This window comes from Pedobacter indicus, from assembly GCF_003449035.1.
GTDB lineage: Bacteria > Bacteroidota > Bacteroidia > Sphingobacteriales > Sphingobacteriaceae > Albibacterium > Albibacterium indicum.
Genome location: NZ_QRGB01000001.1, coordinates 2479092 through 2504127 on the forward strand (window position 1 = coordinate 2479092; position 25036 = coordinate 2504127).

The 25036-nt window shown below is 41.5% G+C and carries 32 protein-coding genes; 8 read left to right on the plus strand and 24 right to left on the minus strand.

Features of this window, described 5'->3' with window-relative positions:
• Positions 1–24: 24 nt before the first annotated feature.
• Genes D3P12_RS10985 through D3P12_RS11015 form a run of 7 tightly spaced genes read right to left on the minus strand, consistent with a single transcriptional unit; the run spans position 25 to position 7097 of the window.
• Entirely contained in the window at positions 25–999 is a 975-nt protein-coding gene (locus D3P12_RS10985) for an NAD-dependent epimerase/dehydratase family protein (protein ID WP_118195463.1), read from the minus strand.
• Between the two features lie 8 nt (positions 1000–1007).
• Complete coding sequence (locus tag D3P12_RS10990; RefSeq protein WP_118197080.1) at positions 1008–2189, minus strand: MraY family glycosyltransferase; 1182 nt, start codon at positions 2187–2189, stop codon at positions 1008–1010.
• Positions 2190–2239: 50 nt separating this feature from the next.
• The gene (locus D3P12_RS10995; RefSeq protein WP_118195466.1) at positions 2240–3211 is read right to left on the minus strand and encodes a fimbrillin family protein; all 972 of its coding nucleotides are present in this window, start codon (positions 3209–3211) and stop codon (positions 2240–2242) included.
• Positions 3208–3879 carry a hypothetical protein gene (locus D3P12_RS11000; protein ID WP_157970321.1) on the minus strand — a complete coding sequence of 224 codons (672 nt, stop codon included), beginning with the start codon at positions 3877–3879 and terminating at the stop codon, positions 3208–3210. The genes D3P12_RS10995 and D3P12_RS11000 overlap by 4 nt, the downstream gene beginning before the upstream one ends.
• Before the next feature lie 32 nt (positions 3880–3911).
• Positions 3912–4112, minus strand: a complete 201-nt coding sequence (locus tag D3P12_RS11005; RefSeq protein ID WP_118195470.1) for a hypothetical protein — start codon at positions 4110–4112, stop codon at positions 3912–3914.
• Between the two features lie 46 nt (positions 4113–4158).
• On the minus strand, positions 4159–5346 hold the full coding sequence (locus tag D3P12_RS11010) for an OmpA family protein (RefSeq protein ID WP_118197081.1): 1188 nt from the start codon (positions 5344–5346) through the stop codon (positions 4159–4161).
• A 56-nt stretch (positions 5347–5402) separates the two neighbouring features.
• A complete protein-coding gene (locus D3P12_RS11015) occupies positions 5403–7097 on the minus strand; it encodes a hypothetical protein (protein ID WP_118195471.1) in 1695 nt (564 codons plus the stop codon).
• Positions 7098–7281: 184 nt separating this feature from the next.
• Between D3P12_RS11015 and D3P12_RS15495 the strand changes: the two genes are divergently transcribed.
• Genes D3P12_RS15495 through D3P12_RS11025 form a run of 4 tightly spaced genes read left to right on the plus strand, consistent with a single transcriptional unit; the run spans position 7282 to position 8572 of the window.
• On the plus strand, positions 7282–7473 hold the full coding sequence (locus tag D3P12_RS15495; protein WP_205941097.1) for a sodium:solute symporter family transporter: 192 nt from the start codon (positions 7282–7284) through the stop codon (positions 7471–7473).
• Positions 7416–7583, plus strand: a complete 168-nt coding sequence (locus tag D3P12_RS15775) for a sodium:solute symporter family transporter (protein WP_394341519.1) — start codon at positions 7416–7418, stop codon at positions 7581–7583. Before D3P12_RS15495 ends, D3P12_RS15775 begins: the two co-directional genes overlap by 58 nt.
• Positions 7525–7815, plus strand: a complete 291-nt coding sequence (locus D3P12_RS15505; RefSeq protein WP_205941099.1) for a hypothetical protein — start codon at positions 7525–7527, stop codon at positions 7813–7815. Before D3P12_RS15775 ends, D3P12_RS15505 begins: the two co-directional genes overlap by 59 nt.
• Position 7816: 1 nt before the next feature.
• Entirely contained in the window at positions 7817–8572 is a 756-nt protein-coding gene (locus D3P12_RS11025) for an alanine/glycine:cation symporter family protein (RefSeq protein ID WP_118197082.1), read from the plus strand.
• 107 nt (positions 8573–8679) lie between these two features.
• On the opposite strand, the gene D3P12_RS11030 is transcribed toward D3P12_RS11025, so the two are convergent.
• Entirely contained in the window at positions 8680–8925 is a 246-nt protein-coding gene (locus D3P12_RS11030; protein ID WP_118195473.1) for a hypothetical protein, read from the minus strand.
• A gap of 705 nt (positions 8926–9630) precedes the next feature.
• Here D3P12_RS11030 and D3P12_RS11040 point away from each other — a divergent pair.
• The 3 genes from D3P12_RS11040 to D3P12_RS11050 all read left to right on the plus strand — a co-directional run bounded on the left by D3P12_RS11040 (position 9631) and on the right by D3P12_RS11050 (position 12009).
• On the plus strand, positions 9631–10062 hold the full coding sequence (locus tag D3P12_RS11040) for a S24 family peptidase (RefSeq protein WP_118195477.1): 432 nt from the start codon (positions 9631–9633) through the stop codon (positions 10060–10062).
• A 9-nt stretch (positions 10063–10071) separates the two neighbouring features.
• A complete protein-coding gene (locus D3P12_RS11045; RefSeq protein ID WP_118195479.1) occupies positions 10072–11316 on the plus strand; it encodes a Y-family DNA polymerase in 1245 nt (414 codons plus the stop codon).
• A gap of 429 nt (positions 11317–11745) precedes the next feature.
• Positions 11746–12009, plus strand: coding sequence for a hypothetical protein (locus tag D3P12_RS11050; protein WP_157970322.1), 264 nt, complete (start codon positions 11746–11748; stop codon positions 12007–12009).
• 396 nt (positions 12010–12405) lie between these two features.
• Here the strand turns inward: D3P12_RS11050 and D3P12_RS11055 are convergent, their stop codons facing one another.
• From D3P12_RS11055 to D3P12_RS11125, 16 genes are all read right to left on the minus strand, one after another.
• Positions 12406–13566, minus strand: coding sequence for an HNH endonuclease family protein (locus D3P12_RS11055; RefSeq protein WP_118195482.1), 1161 nt, complete (start codon positions 13564–13566; stop codon positions 12406–12408).
• 2 nt (positions 13567–13568) lie between these two features.
• Complete coding sequence (locus D3P12_RS11060; RefSeq protein ID WP_118195484.1) at positions 13569–15434, minus strand: AAA family ATPase; 1866 nt, start codon at positions 15432–15434, stop codon at positions 13569–13571.
• The gene (locus tag D3P12_RS11065) at positions 15431–16576 is read right to left on the minus strand and encodes a hypothetical protein (RefSeq protein ID WP_118195486.1); all 1146 of its coding nucleotides are present in this window, start codon (positions 16574–16576) and stop codon (positions 15431–15433) included. The genes D3P12_RS11060 and D3P12_RS11065 overlap by 4 nt, the downstream gene beginning before the upstream one ends.
• A 182-nt stretch (positions 16577–16758) precedes the next feature.
• Positions 16759–17625 (minus strand): MraY family glycosyltransferase, encoded by an 867-nt coding sequence (locus tag D3P12_RS11070; RefSeq protein WP_157970323.1) that lies wholly within the window; start codon positions 17623–17625, stop codon positions 16759–16761.
• Positions 17626–17738: 113 nt separating this feature from the next.
• The gene (locus tag D3P12_RS15510; RefSeq protein ID WP_205941100.1) at positions 17739–17885 is read right to left on the minus strand and encodes a DegT/DnrJ/EryC1/StrS aminotransferase family protein; all 147 of its coding nucleotides are present in this window, start codon (positions 17883–17885) and stop codon (positions 17739–17741) included.
• Between the two features lie 12 nt (positions 17886–17897).
• Positions 17898–18188 carry a DegT/DnrJ/EryC1/StrS family aminotransferase gene (locus D3P12_RS15515; RefSeq protein ID WP_262511133.1) on the minus strand — a complete coding sequence of 97 codons (291 nt, stop codon included), beginning with the start codon at positions 18186–18188 and terminating at the stop codon, positions 17898–17900.
• An 18-nt stretch (positions 18189–18206) separates the two neighbouring features.
• Complete coding sequence (locus tag D3P12_RS11080) at positions 18207–18404, minus strand: hypothetical protein (protein ID WP_118195490.1); 198 nt, start codon at positions 18402–18404, stop codon at positions 18207–18209.
• 1 nt (position 18405) lies between these two features.
• Positions 18406–18930, minus strand: a complete 525-nt coding sequence (locus D3P12_RS11085) for a hypothetical protein (RefSeq protein WP_157970324.1) — start codon at positions 18928–18930, stop codon at positions 18406–18408.
• 178 nt (positions 18931–19108) lie between these two features.
• Entirely contained in the window at positions 19109–19711 is a 603-nt protein-coding gene (locus tag D3P12_RS11090) for a CHAP domain-containing protein (RefSeq protein WP_118195494.1), read from the minus strand.
• Positions 19630–20097 carry a hypothetical protein gene (locus tag D3P12_RS11095; protein ID WP_118195496.1) on the minus strand — a complete coding sequence of 156 codons (468 nt, stop codon included), beginning with the start codon at positions 20095–20097 and terminating at the stop codon, positions 19630–19632. The genes D3P12_RS11090 and D3P12_RS11095 overlap by 82 nt, the downstream gene beginning before the upstream one ends.
• Before the next feature lie 133 nt (positions 20098–20230).
• Entirely contained in the window at positions 20231–20857 is a 627-nt protein-coding gene (locus D3P12_RS11100) for a DUF6266 family protein (RefSeq protein WP_118195497.1), read from the minus strand.
• 279 nt (positions 20858–21136) lie between these two features.
• Positions 21137–21292, minus strand: coding sequence for a sigma factor-like helix-turn-helix DNA-binding protein (locus D3P12_RS15780; protein ID WP_118195499.1), 156 nt, complete (start codon positions 21290–21292; stop codon positions 21137–21139).
• Between the two features lie 83 nt (positions 21293–21375).
• Positions 21376–22176: a hypothetical protein gene (locus tag D3P12_RS11110; protein WP_118195501.1), complete on the minus strand. Its 801-nt coding sequence runs from the start codon at positions 22174–22176 to the stop codon at positions 21376–21378.
• Positions 22177–22460: 284 nt separating this feature from the next.
• Positions 22461–22655, minus strand: a complete 195-nt coding sequence (locus D3P12_RS11115) for a hypothetical protein (RefSeq protein ID WP_118195503.1) — start codon at positions 22653–22655, stop codon at positions 22461–22463.
• A 25-nt stretch (positions 22656–22680) separates the two neighbouring features.
• On the minus strand, positions 22681–22986 hold the full coding sequence (locus D3P12_RS11120) for a helix-turn-helix domain-containing protein (RefSeq protein WP_118195505.1): 306 nt from the start codon (positions 22984–22986) through the stop codon (positions 22681–22683).
• A gap of 121 nt (positions 22987–23107) precedes the next feature.
• Complete coding sequence (locus tag D3P12_RS11125; protein ID WP_118195507.1) at positions 23108–23857, minus strand: hypothetical protein; 750 nt, start codon at positions 23855–23857, stop codon at positions 23108–23110.
• Between the two features lie 326 nt (positions 23858–24183).
• On the opposite strand from D3P12_RS11125, the gene D3P12_RS11130 reads away from it, so the two are divergent.
• Complete coding sequence (locus tag D3P12_RS11130; RefSeq protein ID WP_118195509.1) at positions 24184–24993, plus strand: hypothetical protein; 810 nt, start codon at positions 24184–24186, stop codon at positions 24991–24993.
• The last annotated feature ends 43 nt before the right edge of the window (positions 24994–25036 follow it).

Sequence of the window (25036 nt, forward strand, 5' to 3'; positions counted from 1 at the left end):
ACCCGTATCTGATTATATATAACACTAATCCGTGCTCCCTTTCATCATAAACTCCTCTTCCAACATCCTCTCCAACCCTTCTTTCAATTCATAAGGTGGAGCAAAGCCAGAAGACATGGCTTTTGTTGAATCGTACATCGTGACAGCACAAAATTTCTTAACGCGTATGGAACTGATATTTAGCTTCCGGCGCAACAAGAAGGCCAATACATCGAACCCATAACCTCCCAACATGCCCAACCAATATGGGATACGTGTCGTCGGAATTTTCTTATTTAAAATTCTCCCCGTTTGATACACCAGGTCATTGGTTGTAAAATCAGGTTTGTCGCTATAATTATATATATGATAACCCATGGTTCTCTCCCATATCAAAAATTCAATAAAGGCTATAATGTTACAAATATAAGACATAGATTTATAATTATCACCTTTACCAATCATCATAAACTTACCGGAGGCTATCTGGTTCAACAGGTTAAATACATTACCCCGATTCCCCTCACCAAAGATGACCGAAGGACGCACAATGTTAATATTCCAATCTTTGTGATCTTTATACCAATCCTGTAACACCTGTTCTGTCTGCCATTTGCTTTTACCGTAGTGATTGAAGGGGGCGGCTGGAAAATCTTCGTTAGGATTGTCTTTGCCAAGGCCGTATATAGCTACAGAACTTGTAAAGACGATTCTTTTCACGCCGTTAATTTCCATAGCTTCTAATGTATTACGCATACCCTGAACATTCACATCGTAATATAAGGAAACAGGCGTCACATCATCCCGGTGCTCAGCTGCCAATAGTACAACAACATCGACACCTTTCAGCAAACGAGCTAACGCGTCTTTATCCAGTACATTGGCTATCTGCGTAATGCTTGGATAGGAACGACTTGGTTGCTTGTCGATGTTAATTACGTCGACTCCATTGAGATGTTCAAACCCTTGAATTAACCGGGTTCCCACAAAGCCAGAACCCCCTATAACGGCGATCTTCAAATCTAAAACTATATTGGTTCTAATTCATATTTCTCTGATCTTAGTTTTTCTCTTGCATGCGACGGCTTTTTAATGATAGCAACTGCCGATTGAACTTTACGACGCTTTTCTACCTGATGGAAAACGATATGAAAAGTCGCCCAGAGCACGGCATCGAGCGCTAAAACAATATTGTTGCTGATGAACTGTACCGTCACAATGTTAAAAACACTAAAGAATACAGCGATAGCAATAATATACACCATCGTCATGCGGTGCGAAATTCCGAGATCCAAAAATTTGTGGTGGATATGATTCCTGTCTGCTTCAAATACTGGTTTGCCATTTCTGAAGCGTACCCACATCACACGGGCCACATCCAATACGGGCACCATCAGCGTGGTAAACGCTGAAACAATCGCTCCTTCGAAGAAAGGCTTTACACCCGGATTGTTCATTGAAAAACTAACCGCTAAAAACGCGATGGAATAGCCCAGCGTAAGGCTGCCGGTATCTCCCATGAATATCCTCCGCTTTTTTGCCCATGCCCCGAATACATTAAAGTAAAAGAATGGAACAAGAATGCCGGTTGTAATAAAAGCAAAAATGGCATGTAACCAAGCGCCATCAATCGCAAATAGAACCCCCAGTATCAAACTACTAATCGCGATAAGTCCTGAACATAACCCATCAATACCATCAATCAGATTAACCGCATTGATGATCAGCATGACGGCGAAGACTGTTAATGGCATTCCGACCCAGGCTGGCAGATAGGTGATAAAAAAGACTCCATATAGGTCGTTGATCCAAAGCCCTGAAAGTGGAAAAAGAGAAGCCGCAACCAATTGTGCTACAAACTTAAACCGGTAACTTACCCCAATCATATCATCGGCAATACCGATGATAAACATGATTACCAAGCCCGTTGTTAGCAACAAAAACATTGGTAGGATCTCTCCGGTGTTCAGGTGCAGATCATTCAAAAGGTTGTATTTATGAAAAATCACAATAGCAACGGTAACCAAGCAACATTGGATAGGCGCAAATGCAACACCGCCCAATCGGGGAATGATACTCTGGTGCACTTTCCGTTTATTGATCGGGTCGAAAAGCCTTTTTTTATAAGTTACCTTATAAATAAAAGGAATCATAGCCCGGCTCAAATAAAGTGCTAATAGAAAAGGTATAATGATAATAAAAAGCTTCATGATCATTTCTTAATTCTTTTCTATCAGCACCCTTGTTTTTAAATGAATATTTACAGTGGGCATGGTACTATTTGTTTTCCAGCTCCGCTACCGGTCATGGTTGTTTCTCCTGTAACCAATTGGGTTACAATAACCTCATTGGCTGCGTCAGCATTCCAAGGCACGTTGTTAAATGAAAAGCCGCCAGTAAGTTCCAACGGGTATAGATCGCCTCCGCTTGTCTTACTACCATACATCGATATTTCACCTTCTGGACTGATTACCACGCGGATCATCGGTTTAGCTGCGGTACCAGTGATATTATAGATCTCGTCAATGTCAACAGCGTATTGAGTACCATCAGCAAACCGGATATTTTTAGGAGAGTTTTCAATATCTCCACCCTGAAACTGAACCTGTCGATGCAATATTGAATTGGAATGCGTAATCAGATCGACCCCATTAATTGTCATACCAAAGGAATTATCAAGAATGGTTAGGTCGAATACGAATCCGAAATCAGCATTAGGAGCTGTAATATTATGTTCAATTAAACTGCCATCTGGTCTTTGCCCATTTGTGTACTTCCAGTTAAAAATTTGCTCTTCTTCAACGCCTACAACCTCTGTACAAGGGATAAAGAAGTCAAGATTGAGGTTGTACCGAACACCTGGTGTAATCTTTATATCGTCCAATACGAGATCTCTCGTCATTCCATCGGCAGTAATTGAGTTAAGGATAAACTCTGCACTTGTTGTCGCCGGGGCAATTAAAAGCGTCGGTGAAGCTGTCACAGACCTAACAACACCGCCTAGTGACGGAAAATTAACCGTAGCTTCCGTTGGACTACCGTTGTACGTCAAGGTACCATCCGTTAGCATAATAGAAGCGCTGTTATGGGTCGGACTGATCGTAGTTTCACCAATTGCAGTAATGCCACCCACACTGCTATGCGTATTACCAAGGCCAATAGTCGTTGTAATCTGACTAAACTGATGCTTTAAAATTACATCCAGGAAGTTATCTCCTTTGCGTATCGTCATATCTTTTTAAAATACATCAAATCTCCGCTGACATTATTGACTGAAGCAGTGGAAAGCGTTGATCCACTCACATTAGGCACACTGGTCGTACTGTTCGTAGAGTAAGCGACAAAGGTGTAAGCAGTTTCACCGTTTAACGTAAATCCGCCTTGAGCTTCCTCGTCGCCATAAGTATAAACGATATCATCCACATAATTACCTATACTATCGTACACTACAACCCGGTACATGATTCCGATATTCAATTCTTCCACGACAGACGTTGCCGCGCTAATATTCTTGTTAGTAGACATTATTTTTTGGCTTTTGACAGACCCAGCGTCTGCTTGGATAGCCTGGTTCCCTGCACCCTCGGGAACCAAAGTGGCAAGGATTGAAAGGTTGTCTGAAAAAGGGATAACCCTTGTCATAACCGCACCTGAATGATAAGACATGCCTCCCGTCGATCCCTTGGCAGGAGCATCTACTGAAGCGAGTTTAGCCGACTTAATTCCCGATGGAACAAGCCCATCTACAGCTGACTCGACTCCTAAAAGTTTAATAAAAACAGTAGCAGGCCCCTCCTGATTAGTGGGGAGGTCACTTTTTTTACAAGAGTAGATGAGGGTAGACAATGCCAATAGGCCGATTACCGCTCCCAATAATCTAATGTTTGTTCTTAAGTTCATTGCTTTAATATCTTGTTTTTTCAAAATATGACTTACCATTCAAAGGTTCTGTTGTCATCCGGATCTTCTTCCCATTCCTCCAATATAGTACCGTTCATATTTGTAGGGGTCACTTCTGCAGATCCTGCCGCAATAGAATGTTCTAGTTCCAAATTGATGACCTGTATATCAGGCGACAGATAAGGCCGTCGCACTGATGTATCCTCAATATTGTTATTACCTACTTTATTCATTATATATCGTTTATTTTTAAGTTGTTAATTCCCTTATCTTTTGTATTTATTCAGCTATAACAATAACCGCCCTGCTTACACGCGGATCGTTATAAAACATGTTATCAACACCGCCTTTATGATCTTTGATCAAACGCGAAGCTGGAACGCCAAACTCATTCACCAATACATTGAAAATAGCTTCTGACCGTTCTCTGCTCAAACGCTCGTTGATTTGTGGGTTACCTGTACCTTTGTCAGCATATCCTGTAACCTTATATACCACATCGGAATTGTTTTCCATGATCGCTTTCGCAAAGAAGCCAAGATTAACGCGAGCTTCATTACTAACGATACTCTTGTTGATTGGGAAGGTCACTAATATCGGTGAAACTAAGACGCTTTTCTCGATTTTCACATCAGTGATTGTCTCTTCCTTCGATTCAGCCAATAGTTTACGCAATGCATCATTATCGGCAGCTAGTTGGGTTACACGCTGACGCATGGTATTTAGATCAGCTTCGCTGTAGCTGATAACAGTCGTTGTTGGTTTTTCCCAGGTGCGCTCTTTGAACCGATAAGCTACCCCCAAAGCAGCTGTGAGCATCCCTTCGGTCTTACGTGCACCGAGCTCGCCATCGAAACGGTCGTTTACCATGCTACCGCGTAAGTCTAAGGTCAGGTCGAACTTCTTACTCAAACTTAAACTATTGTAAATACCGAGGTTGGCGCTTATTTCTCTGGCTGTTGGTTCATCCTTTGTTACCATCCAGCCCAGGCCAACATAAGGACTAGTCGTGAATTTCCGATCCTGACGGTACCCACCTAACAGGTTATGCAAATTAAATAATACATCTGCATGCACATTGTAGTAATTGAACTCTTGCTTTTCCAACCACTGCGAAGCATCGTATACTTCGCCTGTAGAATGGCTTCCGTTCTGCGTAACGCCTATATTTTTGACTCCATTCAAAGCGATTCGGGTACCGATCCCTGGAGTAAACCACGTACCCAAATAGAACTCAAATGCGGGCGCCAAACGGTCACCAAATTTCATCTGCTTGTTGTGATCACCATAATAAAACTGCGCCCCCGCGCCTACTCCGATAAACCAGTTATCAAAAAAGCGGTTGGTTACTACCTCGTATCGATCAGTACTGACCGCCACTGTTGTGTCCTTTGCAATTTCTGTGGACTGAGCCATGGTCGCTGAAATGGCGAAAGTTGAAATCAAGAATGTAAAAACGTATTTCATGGTTATGTTTAAATTTATCATAGTTTATAGCTGATACTGCATTTTAAAAGTCTCGCTTAATTGCACGAAACCACCTTCTTCCCAAAGCCGCTGCCTTTCATCACGCTCGGTCCGGTAGCCGCCTGCGATATAACTACCGTATTTTCACCGTTTTTATTCCAAACAATGTCATTGAACTCAAAACCCTTATAAAGTTTCAGTCGGTACAGCTTACCTCCACTTTCCTTCGTACCATACATAGAAACCTTCCCTTCCGGACTGATAACCAATCGGAATACAGGATTCGTCACCGTGCCATTCATCTGCCAAATGGCGGGAAGCGGCGGATTATTCGGGTCGCCCTTCGGGAACTCCCATATTGAGCCATCTTCGAATTGGATATTTTGCGGATAGCGGGTTTGATTAACATCGTTGGTTTGAAACTGAACCTCACGGCTGCTATGCGTTTCATGTGTTATCAAATTTGTTCCATTGATCGTCATGTTGAATGAATTATCCAAATGCAATAAATCGAATACAAATCCAAAATCTGCCGATGGGGCCTGAATAGTACGAGCGGTAACATCAATATTGTTTCCAAACTCCCAATCGAAAATATTGTTAGCCGTCACCTCTACCACGTCTGTACAAGGAATAACGAATTCTAAATTCAGATTATAGCGGCGACCCGGATTAATTGTCAACGCATCAAGGACTACCTCACGTGTATGACTGTTAACGAGCGTACTGTCAGCAATTTGGAATGAGCCGGCGATAACTGTAACCGCACCGATAGAAAATTCTCCGTTTGTTGTCGTCGGAGCGATCAAGGTTGTCGGAGCACTGGTAATCGTCCTCACCCCTTCTTCTATTGAGGGAAAAACTACGCTGGCTGTATCCAACGCGCCATAACTGAGAGTACCGTCCGACAGCTTGATCGATGCGCTTCGATGAGTCGGGCGAATGGTTGGTGCACTTATGGCAGTTATCTCACCTACCGTCAGATCACTTAAACTGATCGTTGTGGTAATCTGGCTAAACTTATGCTTCAACACAATGTCTAGAAAATTGTCCCCTTTTGTCACCGTCATTTCGCTTCTGAAATACATCAAGTAGTCACGAACATTATTCACAGAAGCTGTTGATAATGTGGAACCTGTTATCTCCGGAACGCTACTGGTGCTATTGATTGAATAAGCTACAAAGGTGTATTTTGATCCGCCGTCTAATACAAAGCCAGGCGATGATTTTTCCTGACCATATGTATATACCTTATCGTCAACATAGGTACCTAAGCTATCATAGACGGCAACACGATAGAGCACGCCTAATTCAAGTTCCTTTTGAACTTTCGTCGCGGCAGTAGTCGGCTTCTTTGTCGACATATACTTCCCCGAAGCAGTTGATTTCGTTCCAGGCGACTGATTAATATCGCTGGTAAGCTCCTCCGGGGTTAAAGTAGCCAATATTGAAAGGTTTTCTGTAAAAGGGATGATACGTGTCTGAATCTCTTCTGAAATCGATTTATCATTTTCAGAACGAATAACACTCGCATTTTCGCCAGCTTTGATAGAAGCTAATTTTGGTGACTGCTTTCTAGAAAGTGGGGAAAGATCATTGTTTGACTCAACACCTTTTAGATTTACAAAGACCGTAGCGGGTCCCTTCTGAACAATAGCGATATCCTCCTTTTTACAGGAATGGAGAGAAAACAAAAGAGCTAATATTACAATCTCAGCTCCTTTAAACAAAACAAATTTTCGCAAGCCCATTTTTTAAATACGTTTGTTTTAGTATCTTTAATTTTATCTGTGAATCGAAAAAGTACAAATACCCAACGTTGTCAATTTCTTTTCTCGATACAAACATAGGAAATAATAATGAATTCTTTTCCTCAGGAGTCAATTCGAACATAAAATCTTCGGAAAAACGCTCTATTAGGATGCATATCGATTTATGACAACTGCCGTATCCATAATTTCTCTATTAGCGTGGGGGTTGGGCTATTTCGGGCAACCCCATATACTGGTCCGGTTTATGGCTGTTGACCATGTTAGGGATATACCGAAAGCACGAAATATTGGGATGACGTGGATGGTCGGCACCGTATTGGGAGCCGTTTGTCGGTCTTGGTTGTTGCGGTCGTAGCCTTTCTCCCTGCTCTGAATCCACAAGAAAGAATTCTCGGACTTGTAGGAAATGCTTGGGCTGGATTTGGCGCAGCATTTGGCCCCTTGGTTATTCTATCATTGCTATAAAAGGATAACGGCAACTGGCGCTCTATCAGGTATGGTAGCAGGTGGTGCAACGGTGTTATTATGGGTCTACCTTCCTCATGATTACAAAGATATATATGAAATCATTCCGGGTTTCATACTCAGTTTTCTCACAACTGTAGTAGTTTCACTATTGACCAAGCCGGTTTCTGAGGATATTATACGTGAGTTTGATGAGGTACAAAAAGAGACTCTGTATGGTGGTAAGGGATAAAATGGATGAAATAATCAGTATAGTCAATGGCATCGTTTGGAGTAATGCCTTGGTAATATTATGTTTGGGAGCTGGAATATATTTCTCCTTCACCACAAAATTTCTACAAATCCGATACCTCCGGGAGATGATCCGATTGCTTTTTTCCGGAAAATCCTCTACCAAAGGCGTAAGCTCATTTCAGGCGTTTGCCATCGCTATTTCTGGGAGGGTTGGTACTGGAAATATAGCAGGCGTTGCCATTGCCATCGCTATGGGAGGACCAGGCGCTATATTTTGGATGTGGGTAATCGCATTCTTGGGAAGTGCGTCTGCATTCATTGAAGCAACGCTTGGACAGCTATACAAACAAGTCAACAACGGGCAATACCGCGGAGGGCCAGCATTCTATATCGAAAAAGGATTGGGTATAAAGTGGTATTCAATGTTGTTCGCATTGGTGACGATCGTCAGTACAGCCGTATTTCTACCGGGTGTTCAAAGTAATAGCATCGCGCTGAGTATGCAAAATGCTTTTGACATACCCGTAGCGTATACAGGGGTTGCAATAGTCTTGTTTTTGGCGCTAATCATCTTTGGTCCTGAATGGCCGCGTCAAGAAGGTATATTTGGGATATCGTGCCGCTTGACACGTAATAAATGTCGATTACTAAAAAGCTCATCGCCGTTAAAATATTTAAAAGATGTGGTCTCGAGCGCGTCTTTTGCAGCAAGATTACTAATCCAATCGACAAGCTCAATAAACCGACCATTTTAACCAACCAGACATCGGTTTTTGGACCGGTCATAATCATAAAGGATTCGATATGAAGCACTGGCCATATCCCGGTTGCTAAATAATAGATCCCTTGAGCTTTCGATGCTTTATTCCTTCGGTTCTCCATCTTCTGGATCACCCATAGCGGAGCCGCCCGTACTTTCATCAATATCTAGATTGCTGTAATCGGGTATTTCTTGCTCATCATCTTTTTTCTTTTTCTCTTGGTCTGATTTTGAATGTTCTTTCTTGTTAGAGTCGTTCCGATCAGGTTGTTTTCCTCTATCCTGTTCGTTTCTCTTTTCGTTTCGTTCACCGTTGGCATCGGTATAATTGTGATTGCTCGTTTCCATAATCGAATGATTTAATATTTGTTAAGGAGCAACACCACCTGCAAAGAGATTGTTTCACCGAACTATTTTCCACCCTTTGCCACGACCCATGTATTATTCTTGCACCCAAATACTTTTCAGCTTTCTCGCTTTTTGTGACTAAGAGAACTAATAACCGATATAACATCAGAACAATCCCAAATATAAAGAGCGTATGAGAAAGGGCAACATCCTTAACTGTCATCGAATCGCCGGCTGCTGATCCCAACGCTATAATGATCACCATCTCAAAAATAGAAAGTTGTTTGACTCCCCTTTTGCCTGTTAACCGCAATAAAATAATAATGGCCAGAAATGTGGTTACCGTCCTGATCAATACTTCGATAAAAAAAGAATACTGTTGATCACCAAAAAAGATCATATGCCAGCCCATTTCCATAAATATGGTTTCCTTCAACCGAGCAACATCGCCTGAGATGGGATTGTTTCAGTGATTTTTGTTATATTTATGGGTTCAACATCATTATGGAAATGGGTGATGTTGAAATAAGTTCCGAACCTGAACGAAAAAATCCCACCTGACTGGAATGAATAACAAAAGGTCTTGTGGGATTTTTTAATTCTATTTACCAACCTCTTTAGTAGCCAATTACTCTATTATATTTTTTCTTCCCTTGCAATACTAATATTATTAGTATTTTTGAAGCAAAGATTAATGAGGAAATTATGCTTAGAGAAATCAACCCCAAAAGAGACAAAGAACTAGAACCCCTAGCGGATCCCGGTAATGTAAGCGGCTTCGCCTCTCCTGCTGGAGATTATATTCAGGACCGATTGCATATTGTACAGAAGCTAGTCAAAGATCCTGTCAGTACATTTTATTTCCAGATGGAATCTAAAGAGTTGGAGAGCTTGGGAATCTCTAAGAATGCCCTCCTGGTGGTTGATCGATCCGTCCCTCCCCGTCACGGTTCGATCATCGTGGTCAACAAGGACGGCGAATGGATCGTTAGGCAATTGATCATCCTAGGCAGACAAAAATACCTTGTTAACGGTCGCCTACAATCCGAGCGGACGCTCATTGACGATGATGGCATCCACATTTTCGGAGTGGTCACATGGAGCTGCAACCCGATGCTCAAACTGATCAAACATTAAAAACTTGCCATGGTAGCATTAATAGACTGCAATAACTTCTACGCCAGCTGCGAGCGCTTGTTCCGTCCAGAACTCAATGGCAAACCTGTCGTCGTACTCAGCAATAATGATGGCTGCATCATTGCGCGAAGCAACGAAGCCAAAGCCTTAGGCTTCAAAATGGGCGATGTCTTTCATCTCGTTCAGGATAGAATCAAAGAGCATCAAGTTCAGGTCTTCAGTAGTAATTATGCCCTGTACGGCGATATGAGCGCCAGAGTCATGACCATTTTAGCGAGGTTCTCGCCACAAGTAGAAGTTTATAGTATTGACGAATGCTTTTTGGATATGGACGGGTTTACAGAATTAGACAATTATGCCCATACTATTCGGAATACAGTTATCCGCAATACGGGAATCCCCGTTTCCGTAGGCATCGCACCGTCAAAAACCCTAGCGAAGCTAGCTAATAGAATGTGCAAGAAAACAGGCGGTACCTGCGTATTAGAATCCGACGAAGAAATCACAGCTGCTTTGAAGGACTTTGAAGTCGGCGATCTCTGGGGAATTGGGCGACGCTATGCCAAGAAGTTAAATAAATTTGGCGTGGTTACTGCCCTCGACCTACGGAACTTGCCGCTCGAGTTCGTCAAAGAGAAGCTAACCATTCAAGGTGTAAGAATGTGGTACGAGCTGCACGGCAAGCCTTGCATCCCCTTAAAATTGAAAATCGAACGAAAGAAAAATATCTGTTGCAGCAGAGGCTTTGGCAAGGCGACGAACGACTACGCGCATCTACGAGAGGCGACGGCCAGCTATACAAACCGCCTGTCCCAAAAACTGAGGAAAGATGGCAGTTGTGCCACAGTCCTTAACGTCAAACTGTATACCAATGCATTTAAAGTTGGTACGCCACAACTGTTTCCGACCATATCTATTCCTTTGCCCCATCCAGCCAACAATGCAACTGATCTTATCAAAGCAGCCATGCATGGCTTAAAACATATTTTTCGTCACGGATATATGTGGAGCAAGGTTGAAGTTATGGCTACAGGATTAGTTCCCGAAGGCGAAACGCAATTGCACCTGTTTACCAACTATAACGGCGCAGTCAACAATAAAGTCAGCAAACTCATGGACAAGATCAATCGCCACTATGGTGACGGAACACTGCGCATGGCCATTGAAGGTAAGCATCATCAGTGGACAATGCGCCGAGCGTTTCTGAGTAAGGAGTATACCACGAAGTGGAAGGATGTTGTTGGGGTGAGGTAGGTGGCAGAGTTAAAAGTTGGACAAGACCCAAGCTCTCCTCGAACAGAATTTAATTTCACAAAAATTAGTATATTAGGCCATCTAAAGCATACAAAGCTTATTATAAACCTAAAAGCATGATAGCATTTCCATTGACAATCCACTTGTCTCGATAAAAACAATTGATGAATCTATTAGTAGTCAGGTCGATAAGCTAGATAGCATAATCGATAACCTAGAATTTAATAACGGTGAACCATTTACACTGGACGGTTCAATTCAAAAGAAAAAGTCGACTGGCAAGAATATAATTGTCAAGGTATATATTTATTTGAAATAGAAACTTCAAATAAACATACAGATATTGAATCGTGGATGGATAATTTTAAAGGTTTATGGAGCGACCCTAAGTATCACATGAAATTTGTTCCGGGGTGTAAAAAAATCAGAATGGCCGCTCATAAAGAACTAAAAGAATGGATACCTCTCTATATTGGAAAGAGCAGGAATATTGCAAGCAGGATTCATGGACATATATTTAGGGAGCTAGATAAAACAACCTTTGCCATGAAACTGAAGTCACGAGAAAATCTATACGGTCAAAGATTTCGGATCAGTTACATCAAACTAGATGTAAACAACTACGACATGTTAGTTCCCTACGTTGAAAGGCGTCTTAGAAACAAAATAAACCCCATTGTAGGGAAACAGTAAGGGTCATTATAAAACAGAAGACTGACCGAACCGGACTTGACAACTTAACTATAAGATTTTATCCAACAACATCCGCTAATTGATAAATTATCGAACACATGCATGTAAGTAAATTTATCGAACTTGATTTGAAACTAGGGGACTTCATCTGAATACAAGACGAGAAAGCCAGAGGATTTCCGGGAATTTATGATGGTCAATTTGACACTGGCAAACTTAGCTTTCGGTTTAGAAACCATTCTAATGGCCTTACCCAAACGATTGAAATAGAAAAATTACAAATGATTGTAATAAATGAACGTAGCTGAATGTAACACTTGTCCAGTTGAACTAGTTTTTTAAACCAGCTGGGATGAATTTAAAAGCACAAAAAGTGAGTCATTCACCTTCGAAATCCTAAAATGGTTTTAGTGCACCCAGTTTGTCAGCAATATCTCTCGTTAACTTTGCCAAAGGGCGCTTATTGAAGTAACATTCGTCGTAAAAATTACCATAGGCAAGTCGGTATGCTTCCTCATAATTAAGTTTAGCCCCTGGAAACGTTTTAATCAAAGTTTCAATATAACTGTCATTGGAAATATGTCTTTTACGAATAATTTCCTGAACGACATCTTTATGCTCATTTATTAAGATATCATGCTTAAATATTTCTAGATTACCACCTAACTGAGCCTTTATTCTAGAACTAGAAATCTGTGGATCTTTGATCACTTTTATTGTAATATCGTCCGATTCACCCACTGCCCCAAGGTAAGACGTTGGCTCATAATCAAAGTAAAGGAAACCATGTTTCTCGTTTTGTTCATATGGAGAAAAATGAGTGTCATAACTGAAAGGACTGCGTCCTTTTAAATTTCTATTACAAACGGTGCATGACGGGATTAAATTGAAAAAGCTAAGCGCTAATAAGGGGTGTTGTTCTCTAGGGAGAAAGTGGTCAAGCTCAGCTCGAGTTATTTTTTTTCTTTTTCGAGAGACACTGAATGTATATTGCTGATTGCAATATGGACATACACGCATCTCTAAATTCGCTATTAGCTGGTAAGGACCCCACTTCTTGCCAGGACCAAGGCGTGAAAACCATCCGTAATCAAAAATCGCCGGTATTAAAAATAATAAAGGCTGATATGATGACTTCGACAAGGTATAATATCGAGAGGCTTGTGTACTCGTTGTGAAATCTAAATTTACTATAGAACGGCTTTTCGATTTAAGTTTATCCAGACAGGCGATAATACCTTGATAGTTTAGAGCGTCATTTTTGAAGGCTTCAGGTGATGCCAAGAGGCCATATGAGTTGCGTGTAAAAGAGTGTTCATTGTTAAAAAGCTTCTTGATTAAAGAAACTGCTTGTTTATGATGGACTATACCATTATTTACTTCTGTACGTATGAGATCCTCAGGTATATTGTTTTCATTTTGATTATATAGCAACCAGCTGAATAGATGAGAATAAAAATCGATGCGCTTATCTATCTCTTCTACAACAAAATCAGTATGGGTCGCTCTTATTTGATCTAACCGTTCGCTGTTTAGGCACTCTCGAATACTAATCATTTCTATTTACGGTCAAGTTTATTTAAATCCTTTTGGAGTTCTTCAATTTGCTTTTTCAAATATTCACGTCGCATACTATCCGGAACTTCAAAACGTTCCGTATACATGCTCCATAACTTATTAAAAATGATAGGTTCTCCTATGAGAAGTATCTCTTTTGATAGAGTTTGCCGTTCCGCGTCTGAAAGATCTGAACTCGTTAAAGTATTTAACCTTTGAATTATATTATTTATTTTTGATTTTGCGAAATCCCCGATTAGCCCATCTTTAACAAAAAAGGCATCCTTCAGTAAATCGGTAATATTTGCACCAAACGAATTCTGATCAAGATCAGGGCGTATCACAGTGCGATCTCCAATCCTTTCCAAGTAACTAACATTGTTTTTGGGAATATCAGAAAGTGTCAATGGGTCGTGAGTGGTAAGAATTAACTGGACGTTTTTATTAGATAAAAGAAACGAAAAGAACTCAATAAGTATATTTACAAACCTTTTTTTCCATTCTGGATGGAAACCCACATCCCCTTCATCGATCAAAAAAATATAATTCTTGAACTCGCGAGTTTTAATAGATGCTCGGTTTTCGTCAACATCAACGCCATTTAAAACATCAGAATACCAATTGCTGAAATTTGAAAATAAATTATAAATATTTTTTTCACCTGAGCTCAGGTTTCGATCCACACTGAATGTTATTGGGGTGTCTTTATCATAAACAAAATGATCTTTAAAAGCTAGAATAAAAACGTCATATGCGTCGATAACTTCCTTTGCTTGTTCAAAGTTTACGTAAAACTCCGTCCAGTTCTTAGTTTTGTTAGAGTGTGGTATACATGATATTAACGTAGACATAAAGTCCATTATCTCCCTTCTTGGAAAGTATATCTTATTCTTTTCGTAAAGTATATATGCATTTTTCAAAAACCAATTTATCTTATCTTTCACACTTTCGTTTTTCTGATATTGAACGCTTTCTATATCCCAGTCGTTTCTTATCTTTCCCTCCTCCAGATACTTATTTCCTGTCCCTTCTAAAATCAGAATTATCTTACGTACGACACTCTCTATAATTCGATATTTTAGTTTGATACGGTATTCTTCATCATCGTACTTTTGATCTCGCAACTTCTCTTGATCTCGCAGCTCCTCAAACTTTCGTTCATGGGTCTTACCTATTTCAGTTTTTATTGATGATAGGATGTCTTCAAAAAATGGACGAAAGTTGTAAGAAGTATCGTGGAACCGTTTCTCGTCATTATGTACTTTAATTTTAATCCGCTCAAATACTGGCAACGCGGTTTTACCAAGCATTTTACTCACTCCCGGTTGGGCCCTAAATTTAATCCATCGCTTTATTCGATAAGAATCAGCCAACAGCATTAATTGAGCCATATTACCGGTCGTAAACTTAATATCTTCGTACATGGTTTCAGATATAGATATATCTTTGTAATAATCATTATTACCTTCCATAGAGAAAGATTCATAATGACCGGTATAGTAAACCGTGTAAAATTTTCTAGGATCACAAACTTCATAAGTTACACCGACGGTAGTATCTCTCTCAATGATAAAAGATATTGGATTCTCACCTGGAAGGCCATCCCTTGTATATGCACTTCTAAAAACATTCAAAATAGTAGTTTTTCCTACTCCATTTTCACCTACTAATACCGATATATTTGAAATCTCAGTCTTTCCCCAAAAGCCTGGGATATATTGTGGATTCTCAACTGCTTCTATACGACCGTGCACATCTGAATAAAGGTTTGCGCCCCCCAAATTGATAATTTGACTAGCATGGTCTTCTCCAAAAATCTCGGGTAATTGTCCTTCTTTAATATATATTCCTGCTATTCGTTCTTTCATAATGTTTCTTCTTTCAGTTCTTTTTTTAGGTTTTCAATAAATATAGCTGGACTCCTCCCTTTAATTAAATTATCTAACATTAATGAATCAAAAACTCCTAGACCAAGCTCTGCTATTACCGCTGCCGTACCACCAATAACATTTCCAAGCGCAGCACCCATACCGAAGAGGGTCAAATGTTTTAATAGTTTTCCCTCGTTAGTCTGAAAAAAATTTGATTTACCTTTGATCTCATTTAAATATTCTTTTGAAATATCCATTGCATTCGCATTCTCGCCTACTGTATTTATCCATTTTCTGTAATATTTTGCGGAATTTAGATATCGAATCTTAAAGACATCTTCGAAGCCAATTCTTTCATTTAAAAATAGATCCTTTAAATTAGGGAGGTTCTCTAAAGCCAAGATGGCACTTGTGTTATCAGCTATGTTGTATGCTTTTCCAATGTTTTTCAGGTTTTGATCGCATATCGAATAGTGTTGATAGTTCTCATAGCTTTTAAAATTGTTTTTTGATAGTATCGTGGTTTCCAGAACCTTGTGACCAAGATTCTGTAGAACTTCACGCTCTTGTATTCCTAATAAAGCCGGTTTCTTGAGATATGGCAAACCTAATTCTGCGAGAATATCATTTTCATATGCATCTATTACAATATCGACTGCATCTTTTGAAAGCTCGAGACCACCAGTCCCCAAGTAGTGACCTCTAGCACGTCTGTTGAAGATTCTCTTTCTATCTCGGTGAAAATTAAAATTTCGCAATGCTTCATGAATGTTTCTTTCTGGGTCTAAATCACCATCTGTCAACGCTCCCGCTACAATTGGAGGTTGACCATATATAGTAGAAGTATTTATCGTACCATCTTCCAAAGATGTTCCACGACCGGTGATGATCGCCGGTGCCCAAATCATCATTTTTAAGTATCCACGATCAAAAAGCCTTTCAACTACGTTGATACCCAAATTCTTGAGTAGGAAATAAAGCGCATAGTTTACTCTATTAGTGGTTATAACAACGGTGTCGAAAATTAGTAATTGCTCAAAAAGATTTGCCACAAGTTGTCGTTCAACTTCGGCGTTAACTTTAGGAAAGCCAAATTCATAAGGTGATCCGATTGTATTGTTGAAAACTATATTTTTCATTTAACAATTGACATTCAATGTTATTACGGTTGGTTTAAGAAATAACTGGTTAAATATTCCAATATACAAACATTAAATATCTTTCTGACAATAACTTCAAAAAAATATTAGCTGTATTAAATTAATGACGCCGATTGACGCCTCCCCTGAAAACCGGAGTATTTAAATTTAGAAATATTTTATTATTTCATTAACCTAAACTTCAGCATATACACCCCTACCAATGGCAGCGTACATATCAACAATACGATTAACCAGTACACATAAACCCCAATAATCAACCAAACAATCAAACCCTGCACAATTGCATAAATACTAGACACCACCAGGTGAGGCACTCTCCTTTCGTTAGCTAAGATTTGATAAAAATGCAACCGATGAGCACCAAAGATATTTTGACGCAGAATCAGACTATGAACCAAAGTAAGAACAGAGTCAACACCGTACACCGCCAAAAACAAAATATAAATTGGATTTCCTGAATCTAATATCAATCGAAGCAACAGGAACATGATCCAAAAGGCCATGGTTACACTACCCACATTCCCCGCAAAGCATTTTGCTTTTTTACGGAAATTAAAGAACAGGAATACGACACATGAGATCATCGGCAACCAGATCAGATCACGTTCTACAAAGTTAAATACATTGATATTGACATATTGCAGACCACCGAGTACAACAAGGCTATAAAGAACCGTCATGCCGTTGATACCGTCCATGGATTTGTAAACCTGAATACAGCCAAGAACGAACATACACAACACCGCAATCGCCCACCAGGGCATAATGATGAATACCGGTAAGAACTGAAACATCATCAGCACAGCCGCTACGTAAACGGATAAGCGTATTTTCCAAGAAAGTGAAAAGTAGTCGTGAAGCAAGGAAACAACACCAATAACTGCAGCACCCGCAACAGCTAACAGATAGTTCGGATAAACGAAGCCAGCTAAAACAATCGCAATTAAAAAAACAATACCGCCACTCCTTATCGAAGTCGCGGTATCAGCAGTAGCCTTAGCCCGCACTAGTCGTACTACCAGCACGAGTTGCGGTATCTGAATTATATTTCTTCTGCTTCCCGATAGCATTTAATTTTATGGACAGACCCAGTGCAAAATCTCACGCACTGGGTTTTAATCTTATCAAGTGATCAATCTTAAAACAACTCCTTAATCTTCCCTACCACCCTGTTCAAGTCCTCTTCCGTCAAGTTAGATCCAGACGGAATACACAAGCCATTGGCAAACAGTTCTTCCGAAACACCAGAACCGTAGTACGGAGCATCCCTAAACACAGGTTGCATATGCATCGGCTTTCAGAGTGGGCGGGATTCAATGTTATCCGTTTCAAGATGCAAGCGAATCTTTTCGCGATCTGTACCACTCGTAGCAGGATCAACCAAGATCGTAGACAACCATCTGTTCGAATAGTAACCAGCAGGTTCTTCTAAGAAAGAAATACCTTTCAGATCAGCAAAGGTACCCATCGCCTGACCGTCCAGCGTAGAGCCCAAAGCCTCCGCAGCATCTTCAATCACCGGGATATCATAGTAATTCGCAAACTGCATGATCTCATCCATTTTAGTAGGCATCCCATACAGGTGCACCGGGATAATCTTCTATACTCAATTCACCAGCTCCTCCTCTTCCGGTTCTTCATTCCAATACCCGCAGGTACAGATAGTAGTATGACGGTTAAAGTATTTATCAAACAGCTCGTATAAATACAGCGCCTGATGATAGGCCAGTAAATTCTCCAACGTCAACTCACCGGCCATCTCCAGTTCCATTTCTATCAAATCTAAGCTCGTGATATCTTTCATTTTAATTCCAATTAAATTTTCGTAAAACCAATAAGGTAATCCCAATTGCGCCGATAAACAAGAGTAAGGGCCAAAACCATACTGACTTTCCCTCTCGCGTTTTATCCGTCGCCAACGAACGCAAATGCACCTCCTCTTTCACATCCAGCTCTGCGACCGAATCAGCACGGCTCTCCATAGCCAGATCAGAGGAAGCCCGAAGCAAAGAGGAACCCTCGGACGCCTGGCGATACAACACCCGACCGCCCTGCAGTTCAAACCCCGTCTGCGGATCAAATGCGATCGCCGAATCAGACTCCATTACAGCCGTCACCACAGACGACCCAGCCGACCATCCATCCAATAACCATCTAGCATTCAGTATCGAACTATCGCTAACCTCCACACGCTCATCAACTACCGACAACCTCTCCCCCCGTTCCTTCTCCTTCATTTTCCTCATCGCTCCACAACCACCAAACACGAATATTGCTAATGCTAGTATAGTGCCTAATACTTGTATATTTCTTCTCATTTTTCTATTCATCTTGAATTTCCATTTTTTCTGTCTTTTCTCCCTGTCTTCCGAGTGTTTATCAGTTTTTGTTATTTGTTTTGCCACCTGTCTTTCCACCATGTCGGTGCAGTGAATTTAAATTTCAACGCCTTGGCTTTGCGAGGAACCGAAGCAAAACACAGCGGCGAAATAAAATTCACTGCAAATATCAAAGCCAGGTAGCAACCTGATAAATACTCGAAACCAACCTTCGTTTCCTATACACCCCATCACCCTCCCGGCTGCCCGCTTCATTCGTGTTTCCCTCAACCGTGATGACATATTTATCGCCCCATTCATCCACGAAGCCCGCATGCGCAATCCGCTTCACCGAATTAAAGTAAATTCCGAAGACATCCCCTTTTTGTGGGAGTAACGTAGCCGCAGGTGACTTCCCGATAGGCCGCGACCCACGTCCCCGTTCCCAGATCACGCGTTTCTGTGGGAAGAGCGATGGCGACCAGGCTGTCCGCGGTTCGGGATAGCCTGCCTGGCCGTAAACCCAGGAGACAAAAGACGCACACCATGCATAGCCCTCACCCAAGTGTGTATAGCGCAGGTATTCCGCTACCCGCTCACCATCGTTCCTACCCGTCCGCTCACGCACGCCAACCTCACCGAGGTAAATCTGCTGAAGCCGGTCGCGCGGGGAAGCTTCCACCGATCCAGTGGCGCCCACGTAAGGAGCCCTTACAGAAACGCCTTCGTCACGCTGATAAACGAATACAAGAGCGCTAAGTAGAACGAAAAATAAATTAATGCTTTTTGCCATGATAGAAGATGTTTAAATGTTTTTTCCAGAAAATTACGTTGGTATGCATCCAGTACCGGCCATTGCCAGGCAATGAGCCATTCAGTCAGCATCAGAAAACTGATCACCGTGATGGCCGACAGCGGCAGCACGGCCAAAATACCTAGGTCGATCGGCGCTGCCGTCACGTCCACCATCCGCAGCACATCCCCCGAAGCGATGAAGGTCAGCACCGACACAATCAGCATGATGCCCAATTTATAACGGAGCGCAAAACGGAGGACTCTTTGTGCAGAACGGTAGACGTCTTGTATAGCACGGAAGACTCCCTGTGCAGAACGATAAACCGTTTGCCCCAAGCGGTTTAAACCACCGGAAACAGTGTATGTAGATTCATTCGTTATCATTGTTGAAAATTTTTAAGTGATTAAAAGATTAAGGTTTAAAGAAGGGAAGCAGCCTCCCGGCCGCTCCCCTCTTTACTTTCTCCTGTATATACTATGGCGAATGACGGAGAAAGTACTTCGCTAGAAACCGACTCTAGAACTCGATCAACCCTAAATAGGTGCTCTTCGAGCGGCCAGCATTGTTGGCCGAGGTGGCAAATATCCATCCATGGAAGTCACCTCCGCCCATCTCCTCCGAAGTGATCGAATACAGGCCGTCCGCCCGCGTCGCATCCTGGAATACGAAGAAGTCGTCCGTCACCTCGCTATAAAGCACCAAGTTCACCACATCCGTAGGGTTCGCACCGTACAGATTACTCGCCGTATTCCAGCTGATATCCATACCGTCCATACCCGTACCCACTACCGCACGCACAGGCTGCATCCCACCGTTCGAAAGAACCACCTGATCATACGGGATATTGAAATTCGGGTACTCGCCTTCAACCAATCGCATTAGCTGACCGGTGGCCTTATTAAAGCCCGTCTGTTTAGCCTGCTGATCATCGTTGTAGCCGATATTAATCAGTTCTCGTAAAGGCGACAGAAAATTGATCACTAAGGCAAACTTTTCCCTATGTGCTATCTGCTTTTCCGTTGCCGGCTTCGATGAAGGTTTCGGCAATGACCGCAAGTAGTCGATCGAACGCCAATTTGCACCTACAACCGTTCCAACTTTCCCTGAAAACGATCCCAATACTCCTTTAACATAAAGTCCCATAATTCTAAAATTTAAGTGTTAAACAATAAAATAATTGACCTTGATGCGCTACCGGTTTTGCTATCAATTGCTACAAACGTATGGCGCCATAAGCACCCAAAAAAAACTTGATAGACTGTGGTGAACAGAATGTTCAGATTGTATAAAAAGAGGAGAAATTGATGCCCTGTGAGCACCAAAAATGTAATGGTTGGGGTCTATGTAATAGCGTTGGCTATCTTAAATGGCGGTCGCACTTGCTTGGATAATCCCATGGATCAAAATGATTTCATCCGCCAATCAACCCCACAAAAAAAATACAAGCAAGTAAATATAGTCCTTCAATAAAATTTTCAATCGCTTTAGCGCTATGCCTATTTGATTTTCGACGGTTTTTACAGAAATATTCAGTTCCGCTGCTATTTCCTTATGTGAAAGCTGCTTAAAGCGGCTCATTACGGCCAACCCCCTTCTGATGGCAAGGAACACGAAATGATTATCGAGAAAGTGGAGTATGTGGCTGAGTCCTAAATGCCTCTTTACTTCGCCTTTACATAAATATACTCCCTCGTCTCAACCAAATTATCGGTGCCCCGGTCATAGACTTCAGCTTTAATAGGATAACCCGCTTTGTTGTATGTGTATTTGACCGTCCGATCAATATTAGCAGCTGTAACAAGGGAGGTAATCCTTTCAGATCGCGGATTATTGGTCGCTCTTCCCGCTATCCATGCAAACTGATGGTGGTTGCTGGTGGCACCCTTTTTATCGTCAAAGTCACCCCATTCCAACGTAGTCAGCAACTGTCCATCGACCGTGGTCTGAGTATTTGTTAAGAGATTTCCGTTGTCATCAAACGTATAAGTTAATTCAAGCCCACTATTACCCGTAATCACGGTCTTATTTTTTGTGTAGGTAAACTGACTTAATACAGGATTAAAATCCGGATTACCAGGATCAAATTGTCGTAATGAGATCGGTTGATTGCCATCGCCATAGGTATATTCATCACGAAGAAAAATATAACCATTCCTATTATAAGTAGTAAGCACCAATTGATATTTTTGATTGTATGTATAAAGAATTTCCGTGTCGTTTACACCGTTCTCGTCATAGGGATACATAGCGATTACCCTATTCTCGTCGTTGTAAACGTATTTCGCCGTAAGAACATCGTTTAGCCTATACTCTGTTAACAATAGATTATCACCGCTTGCGACCTCGGCATAGCAAGGACTTTGTTCGTCATTCGGATCGCAGAGATCATCATCTTTCGCACAAGATACTATAGTCAGAACCAATAAGGTGAACCAGGCAGTTTTCATTTGGATAGCTTTCATTTTTTTTAAGTTTTATAATTTGCATACAAAACTAACCAAGCTATACTTCATAGGATACCCCCTATAGGGGGTTTTGTAGATACCACCTTTATAACACAGAATTCGCAATGGGGAAAAGTCTCAACGAAAGAGATCGCACTATACAGGAACTACACACTGCGATCCGTCGAAAACCGAAAATATCGGATCAGAAAAAAACTCACGTTAGGAAGTGAGGTTGATTTCGTTGTGTGGATTGCAGGTATCAACTAAAAAATAAGGCCCTCCTTTCGGAAGGCCTTGTTCTAATTCAAAATTGGCTCCTTTTCGGGTTCCTCCCGCCAGTAGCCACAATAGCAGATGTCCGTGTAATGCTCGAAACACCGTTGAAAAAGATCGTAGAAATATACCGCTTGTGTGTAAGCGATCGCCTCTTCCAACTCCGCTCGCGCCTCGGTTACCGCTTTGTTTTTCTTTTCTGTTTTAGTATCCTGTATCATATCATCCGGTTAATTTTACAGACAATTATTCAAACGTTTTTCTATTTTTATTAAACAACTCCAACAACTCATCCTCGTGAATGTAAAGCTGCCGGCCGACCACCGTGGATGAGATATTGCCAGCCCGGATGTACCGGTAAACCGTATTCCGGTGGAGGTCCAGCAACTCACAAACCTCTTCGATCGTCAGGTAGCGCCTCAGCCTTGCGCCCTTTACATTTGCTTTCTGCTGCTTCAGCAAATCTCTTAATGTGGCCTCAACGCTCTTCACTTGCTTTTGTAAATCTTTCAGCATATTGGAAAAGCCAATTAAATTAAAGTCATCTTTCATAAGATCATATACTTAAGTTTGAAAAAAATAATAATTACTTTCGGGCCCGTTTACTTCTTCAAAGCTATTTCAACGCCCAAATTTAAACAAGGGTCACTTTTCGGGTCACCGCATTAAACGGCTATTCCCTCGCCCAAACCCCCATGATCACGCTAGGGTTGAAATTTTTGTTGTTCAGATAAGCCATTGATTCATGATGAGCGTAGGTCCGGATATTAAAAACGGCCAACAGCAAACCATCTTCCAGGAGTTTACCAGCGTTATCGACCAGCGGCGGTGTCAAGACAAACGAAGAGCTCCTGTCGTATAAACCAAGATTGTAACGTTCCGACTCCCAATGATAAATGGGCACAGCGCTTTCCGACTCGAAATCATAATGAAAAATAGCGACCGCATTCTGCATCGACACCACCCCTTGTGGCATCCGATAGTGATTTGAGGAAAAAAAGCGCAGTTCAAAATGTGGGATAAAGATACTGCACGTACCATCCTCAATAGTCATTGTGGGATCACTGCCTAACATGTGCCGCGGCCGGATCTTCTTGGTCATCGGCAGGTCGCTGCTTTCACCAATTTTTTTCCATTCAAAAGTCTTTTCGTCGATCATAAACGACGAATGCCGTGTAACAAAGAAGCTCGTCAGCTTATTGTACAGATCCGATGACACCAAATTAAGGTTAAACTCCTTTAACTGCCGGTAGAATCTGCTCGATATTTTGATCGCCAACGCAAATTTCCCATGCTGCTCTTGTGGTTCAAAATTCTCCTTGTTTCGGCGCGGTAAAGACGTTACCACCGATTTACCGTCTACCACCTTGTAGACCACATTTCCTACCCTTCCACGGATGAATCCGTTTTTAATAATAGCCATGTTTTTAAAGATTTAAGTGTTTAACAATGGCCCAATATGCCCCTGTACAATCATGTTTCAAAAAAATGGTGGACTATGGTGGATTGTTGTATGGGAAAGTTGCAAAACTCGCTATAAAACCCGTTCGAGAAACCCTCTTGCTCCGCCGCTTGTTTGCAGTGCCTCGACTCAGCCCAACCCTGTGAATTGGAGAGTCAACACCGAGAGAACAAGCTGTTCACACTGGCAGTCGCTCGCACAAGGTCACAGCGCGACCTCCCAAAGAAACTTAATTATGTATATTTGTTATAATTGCTGATACCTAAAACTAAGAAAACCATTTATCTATGCCTAACACCCCAAACGGACGTGGCAACTACCAGTTAGTAGCGCCCACGACTACAGACCTGTACAACCCCCATACCCTATTAAACCGATTAAAAAACGCCGGTATTGACGACCGTCTGCTCCACATCCTTCAAGCATTCCTATCAGAAAAAGCAAAGTCAACCGACCCGGGCGATCGTAAATACCTGATCGATCTGTTAACTGAGATCCATATCCTCTTACGTGAATATTCCAGTACCGATCTGAAAATCATGCTAATGCAGCGATTGATCATCTTCGGCGTCAACCATCCAAAACTCACCACCTATTATTACGACGCCTTCGTTAGTTCAAAAGAAAAAACAGAGCCCAAAAACCTTAAAAAATTGATTTCCCGATTAATACAGAAGACAGAAGTCACCGAATTGTACCCGCTTGCCTATCAAGAATTTCCCTCTTTAAAAGAATCGTTGCAAACGCAACTCGATGCCTGGATCAAAACGGTTGAAAAAGAAGAGTACGGATTCCATACCGTCGCTAAAAACAACCAGGGGCCGATCGTCAAACTTAATGTTCCGGCGGGTGTCTTCATGAACATCTACCGCGCAATGGAAGAAACCGGTTTGATTGAGACTACCGTTAGCCACAAGCAATTGTATAGTTTTTTAAGCCAGGTCTTTATTTCAAATAAATTCCGGAAAATACAAGCCGAAACCCTGCGGAACGGCTTTGTTTATGACAATCCCAAAGAAATTGAGAAAGCAAGGTGCTACCTTATCAAAATGCAGGAAAGCTTAGAAGAAATGCAGGATATGGTGCTGAGGAAGTAGATTGCTAACATTCGCTATATTAGTCATTTTAGACGATTACACA

Excerpts from the sequence above, each read along its gene's own strand:
- D3P12_RS15510 (WP_205941100.1), bottom strand. The coding sequence starts at position 17,885 with ATGCAACCTGTGTTTAGGGATGCTCCGTACTACGGTTCTGGTGTTTCG.
- D3P12_RS10995 (WP_118195466.1), bottom strand. The coding sequence starts at position 3,211 with ATGACGATACGCAAAGGAGATAACTTCCTGGATGTAATTTTAAAGCAT.
- D3P12_RS11130 (WP_118195509.1), top strand. The coding sequence starts at position 24,184 with ATGCCTAACACCCCAAACGGACGTGGCAACTACCAGTTAGTAGCGCCC.
- D3P12_RS11045 (WP_118195479.1), top strand. The coding sequence starts at position 10,072 with ATGGTAGCATTAATAGACTGCAATAACTTCTACGCCAGCTGCGAGCGC.
- D3P12_RS11010 (WP_118197081.1), bottom strand. The coding sequence starts at position 5,346 with ATGAAATACGTTTTTACATTCTTGATTTCAACTTTCGCCATTTCAGCG.
- D3P12_RS11080 (WP_118195490.1), bottom strand. The coding sequence starts at position 18,404 with ATGAAAGATATCACGAGCTTAGATTTGATAGAAATGGAACTGGAGATG.
- D3P12_RS11060 (WP_118195484.1), bottom strand. The coding sequence starts at position 15,434 with ATGAAAGAACGAATAGCAGGAATATATATTAAAGAAGGACAATTACCC.
- D3P12_RS11095 (WP_118195496.1), bottom strand. The coding sequence starts at position 20,097 with ATGATAACGAATGAATCTACATACACTGTTTCCGGTGGTTTAAACCGC.
- D3P12_RS15495 (WP_205941097.1), top strand. The coding sequence starts at position 7,282 with ATGACAACTGCCGTATCCATAATTTCTCTATTAGCGTGGGGGTTGGGC.
- D3P12_RS10990 (WP_118197080.1), bottom strand. The coding sequence starts at position 2,189 with ATGAAGCTTTTTATTATCATTATACCTTTTCTATTAGCACTTTATTTG.
- D3P12_RS11120 (WP_118195505.1), bottom strand. The coding sequence starts at position 22,986 with ATGAAAGATGACTTTAATTTAATTGGCTTTTCCAATATGCTGAAAGAT.
- D3P12_RS11015 (WP_118195471.1), bottom strand. The coding sequence starts at position 7,097 with ATGGGCTTGCGAAAATTTGTTTTGTTTAAAGGAGCTGAGATTGTAATA.
- D3P12_RS11005 (WP_118195470.1), bottom strand. The coding sequence starts at position 4,112 with ATGAATAAAGTAGGTAATAACAATATTGAGGATACATCAGTGCGACGG.
- D3P12_RS11085 (WP_157970324.1), bottom strand. The coding sequence starts at position 18,930 with ATGAATAGAAAAATGAGAAGAAATATACAAGTATTAGGCACTATACTA.
- D3P12_RS11090 (WP_118195494.1), bottom strand. The coding sequence starts at position 19,711 with ATGGCAAAAAGCATTAATTTATTTTTCGTTCTACTTAGCGCTCTTGTA.
- D3P12_RS11110 (WP_118195501.1), bottom strand. The coding sequence starts at position 22,176 with ATGAAAGCTATCCAAATGAAAACTGCCTGGTTCACCTTATTGGTTCTG.
- D3P12_RS15780 (WP_118195499.1), bottom strand. The coding sequence starts at position 21,292 with ATGAGCCGCTTTAAGCAGCTTTCACATAAGGAAATAGCAGCGGAACTG.
- D3P12_RS11125 (WP_118195507.1), bottom strand. The coding sequence starts at position 23,857 with ATGGCTATTATTAAAAACGGATTCATCCGTGGAAGGGTAGGAAATGTG.
- D3P12_RS11100 (WP_118195497.1), bottom strand. The coding sequence starts at position 20,857 with ATGGGACTTTATGTTAAAGGAGTATTGGGATCGTTTTCAGGGAAAGTT.
- D3P12_RS11025 (WP_118197082.1), top strand. The coding sequence starts at position 7,817 with ATGGATGAAATAATCAGTATAGTCAATGGCATCGTTTGGAGTAATGCC.
- D3P12_RS11030 (WP_118195473.1), bottom strand. The coding sequence starts at position 8,925 with ATGGAAACGAGCAATCACAATTATACCGATGCCAACGGTGAACGAAAC.
- D3P12_RS11000 (WP_157970321.1), bottom strand. The coding sequence starts at position 3,879 with ATGAACTTAAGAACAAACATTAGATTATTGGGAGCGGTAATCGGCCTA.
- D3P12_RS15505 (WP_205941099.1), top strand. The coding sequence starts at position 7,525 with ATGCTTGGGCTGGATTTGGCGCAGCATTTGGCCCCTTGGTTATTCTAT.
- D3P12_RS11050 (WP_157970322.1), top strand. The coding sequence starts at position 11,746 with ATGGCCGCTCATAAAGAACTAAAAGAATGGATACCTCTCTATATTGGA.
- D3P12_RS11115 (WP_118195503.1), bottom strand. The coding sequence starts at position 22,655 with ATGATACAGGATACTAAAACAGAAAAGAAAAACAAAGCGGTAACCGAG.
- D3P12_RS11055 (WP_118195482.1), bottom strand. The coding sequence starts at position 13,566 with ATGATTAGTATTCGAGAGTGCCTAAACAGCGAACGGTTAGATCAAATA.
- D3P12_RS11040 (WP_118195477.1), top strand. The coding sequence starts at position 9,631 with ATGCTTAGAGAAATCAACCCCAAAAGAGACAAAGAACTAGAACCCCTA.
- D3P12_RS11065 (WP_118195486.1), bottom strand. The coding sequence starts at position 16,576 with ATGAAAAATATAGTTTTCAACAATACAATCGGATCACCTTATGAATTT.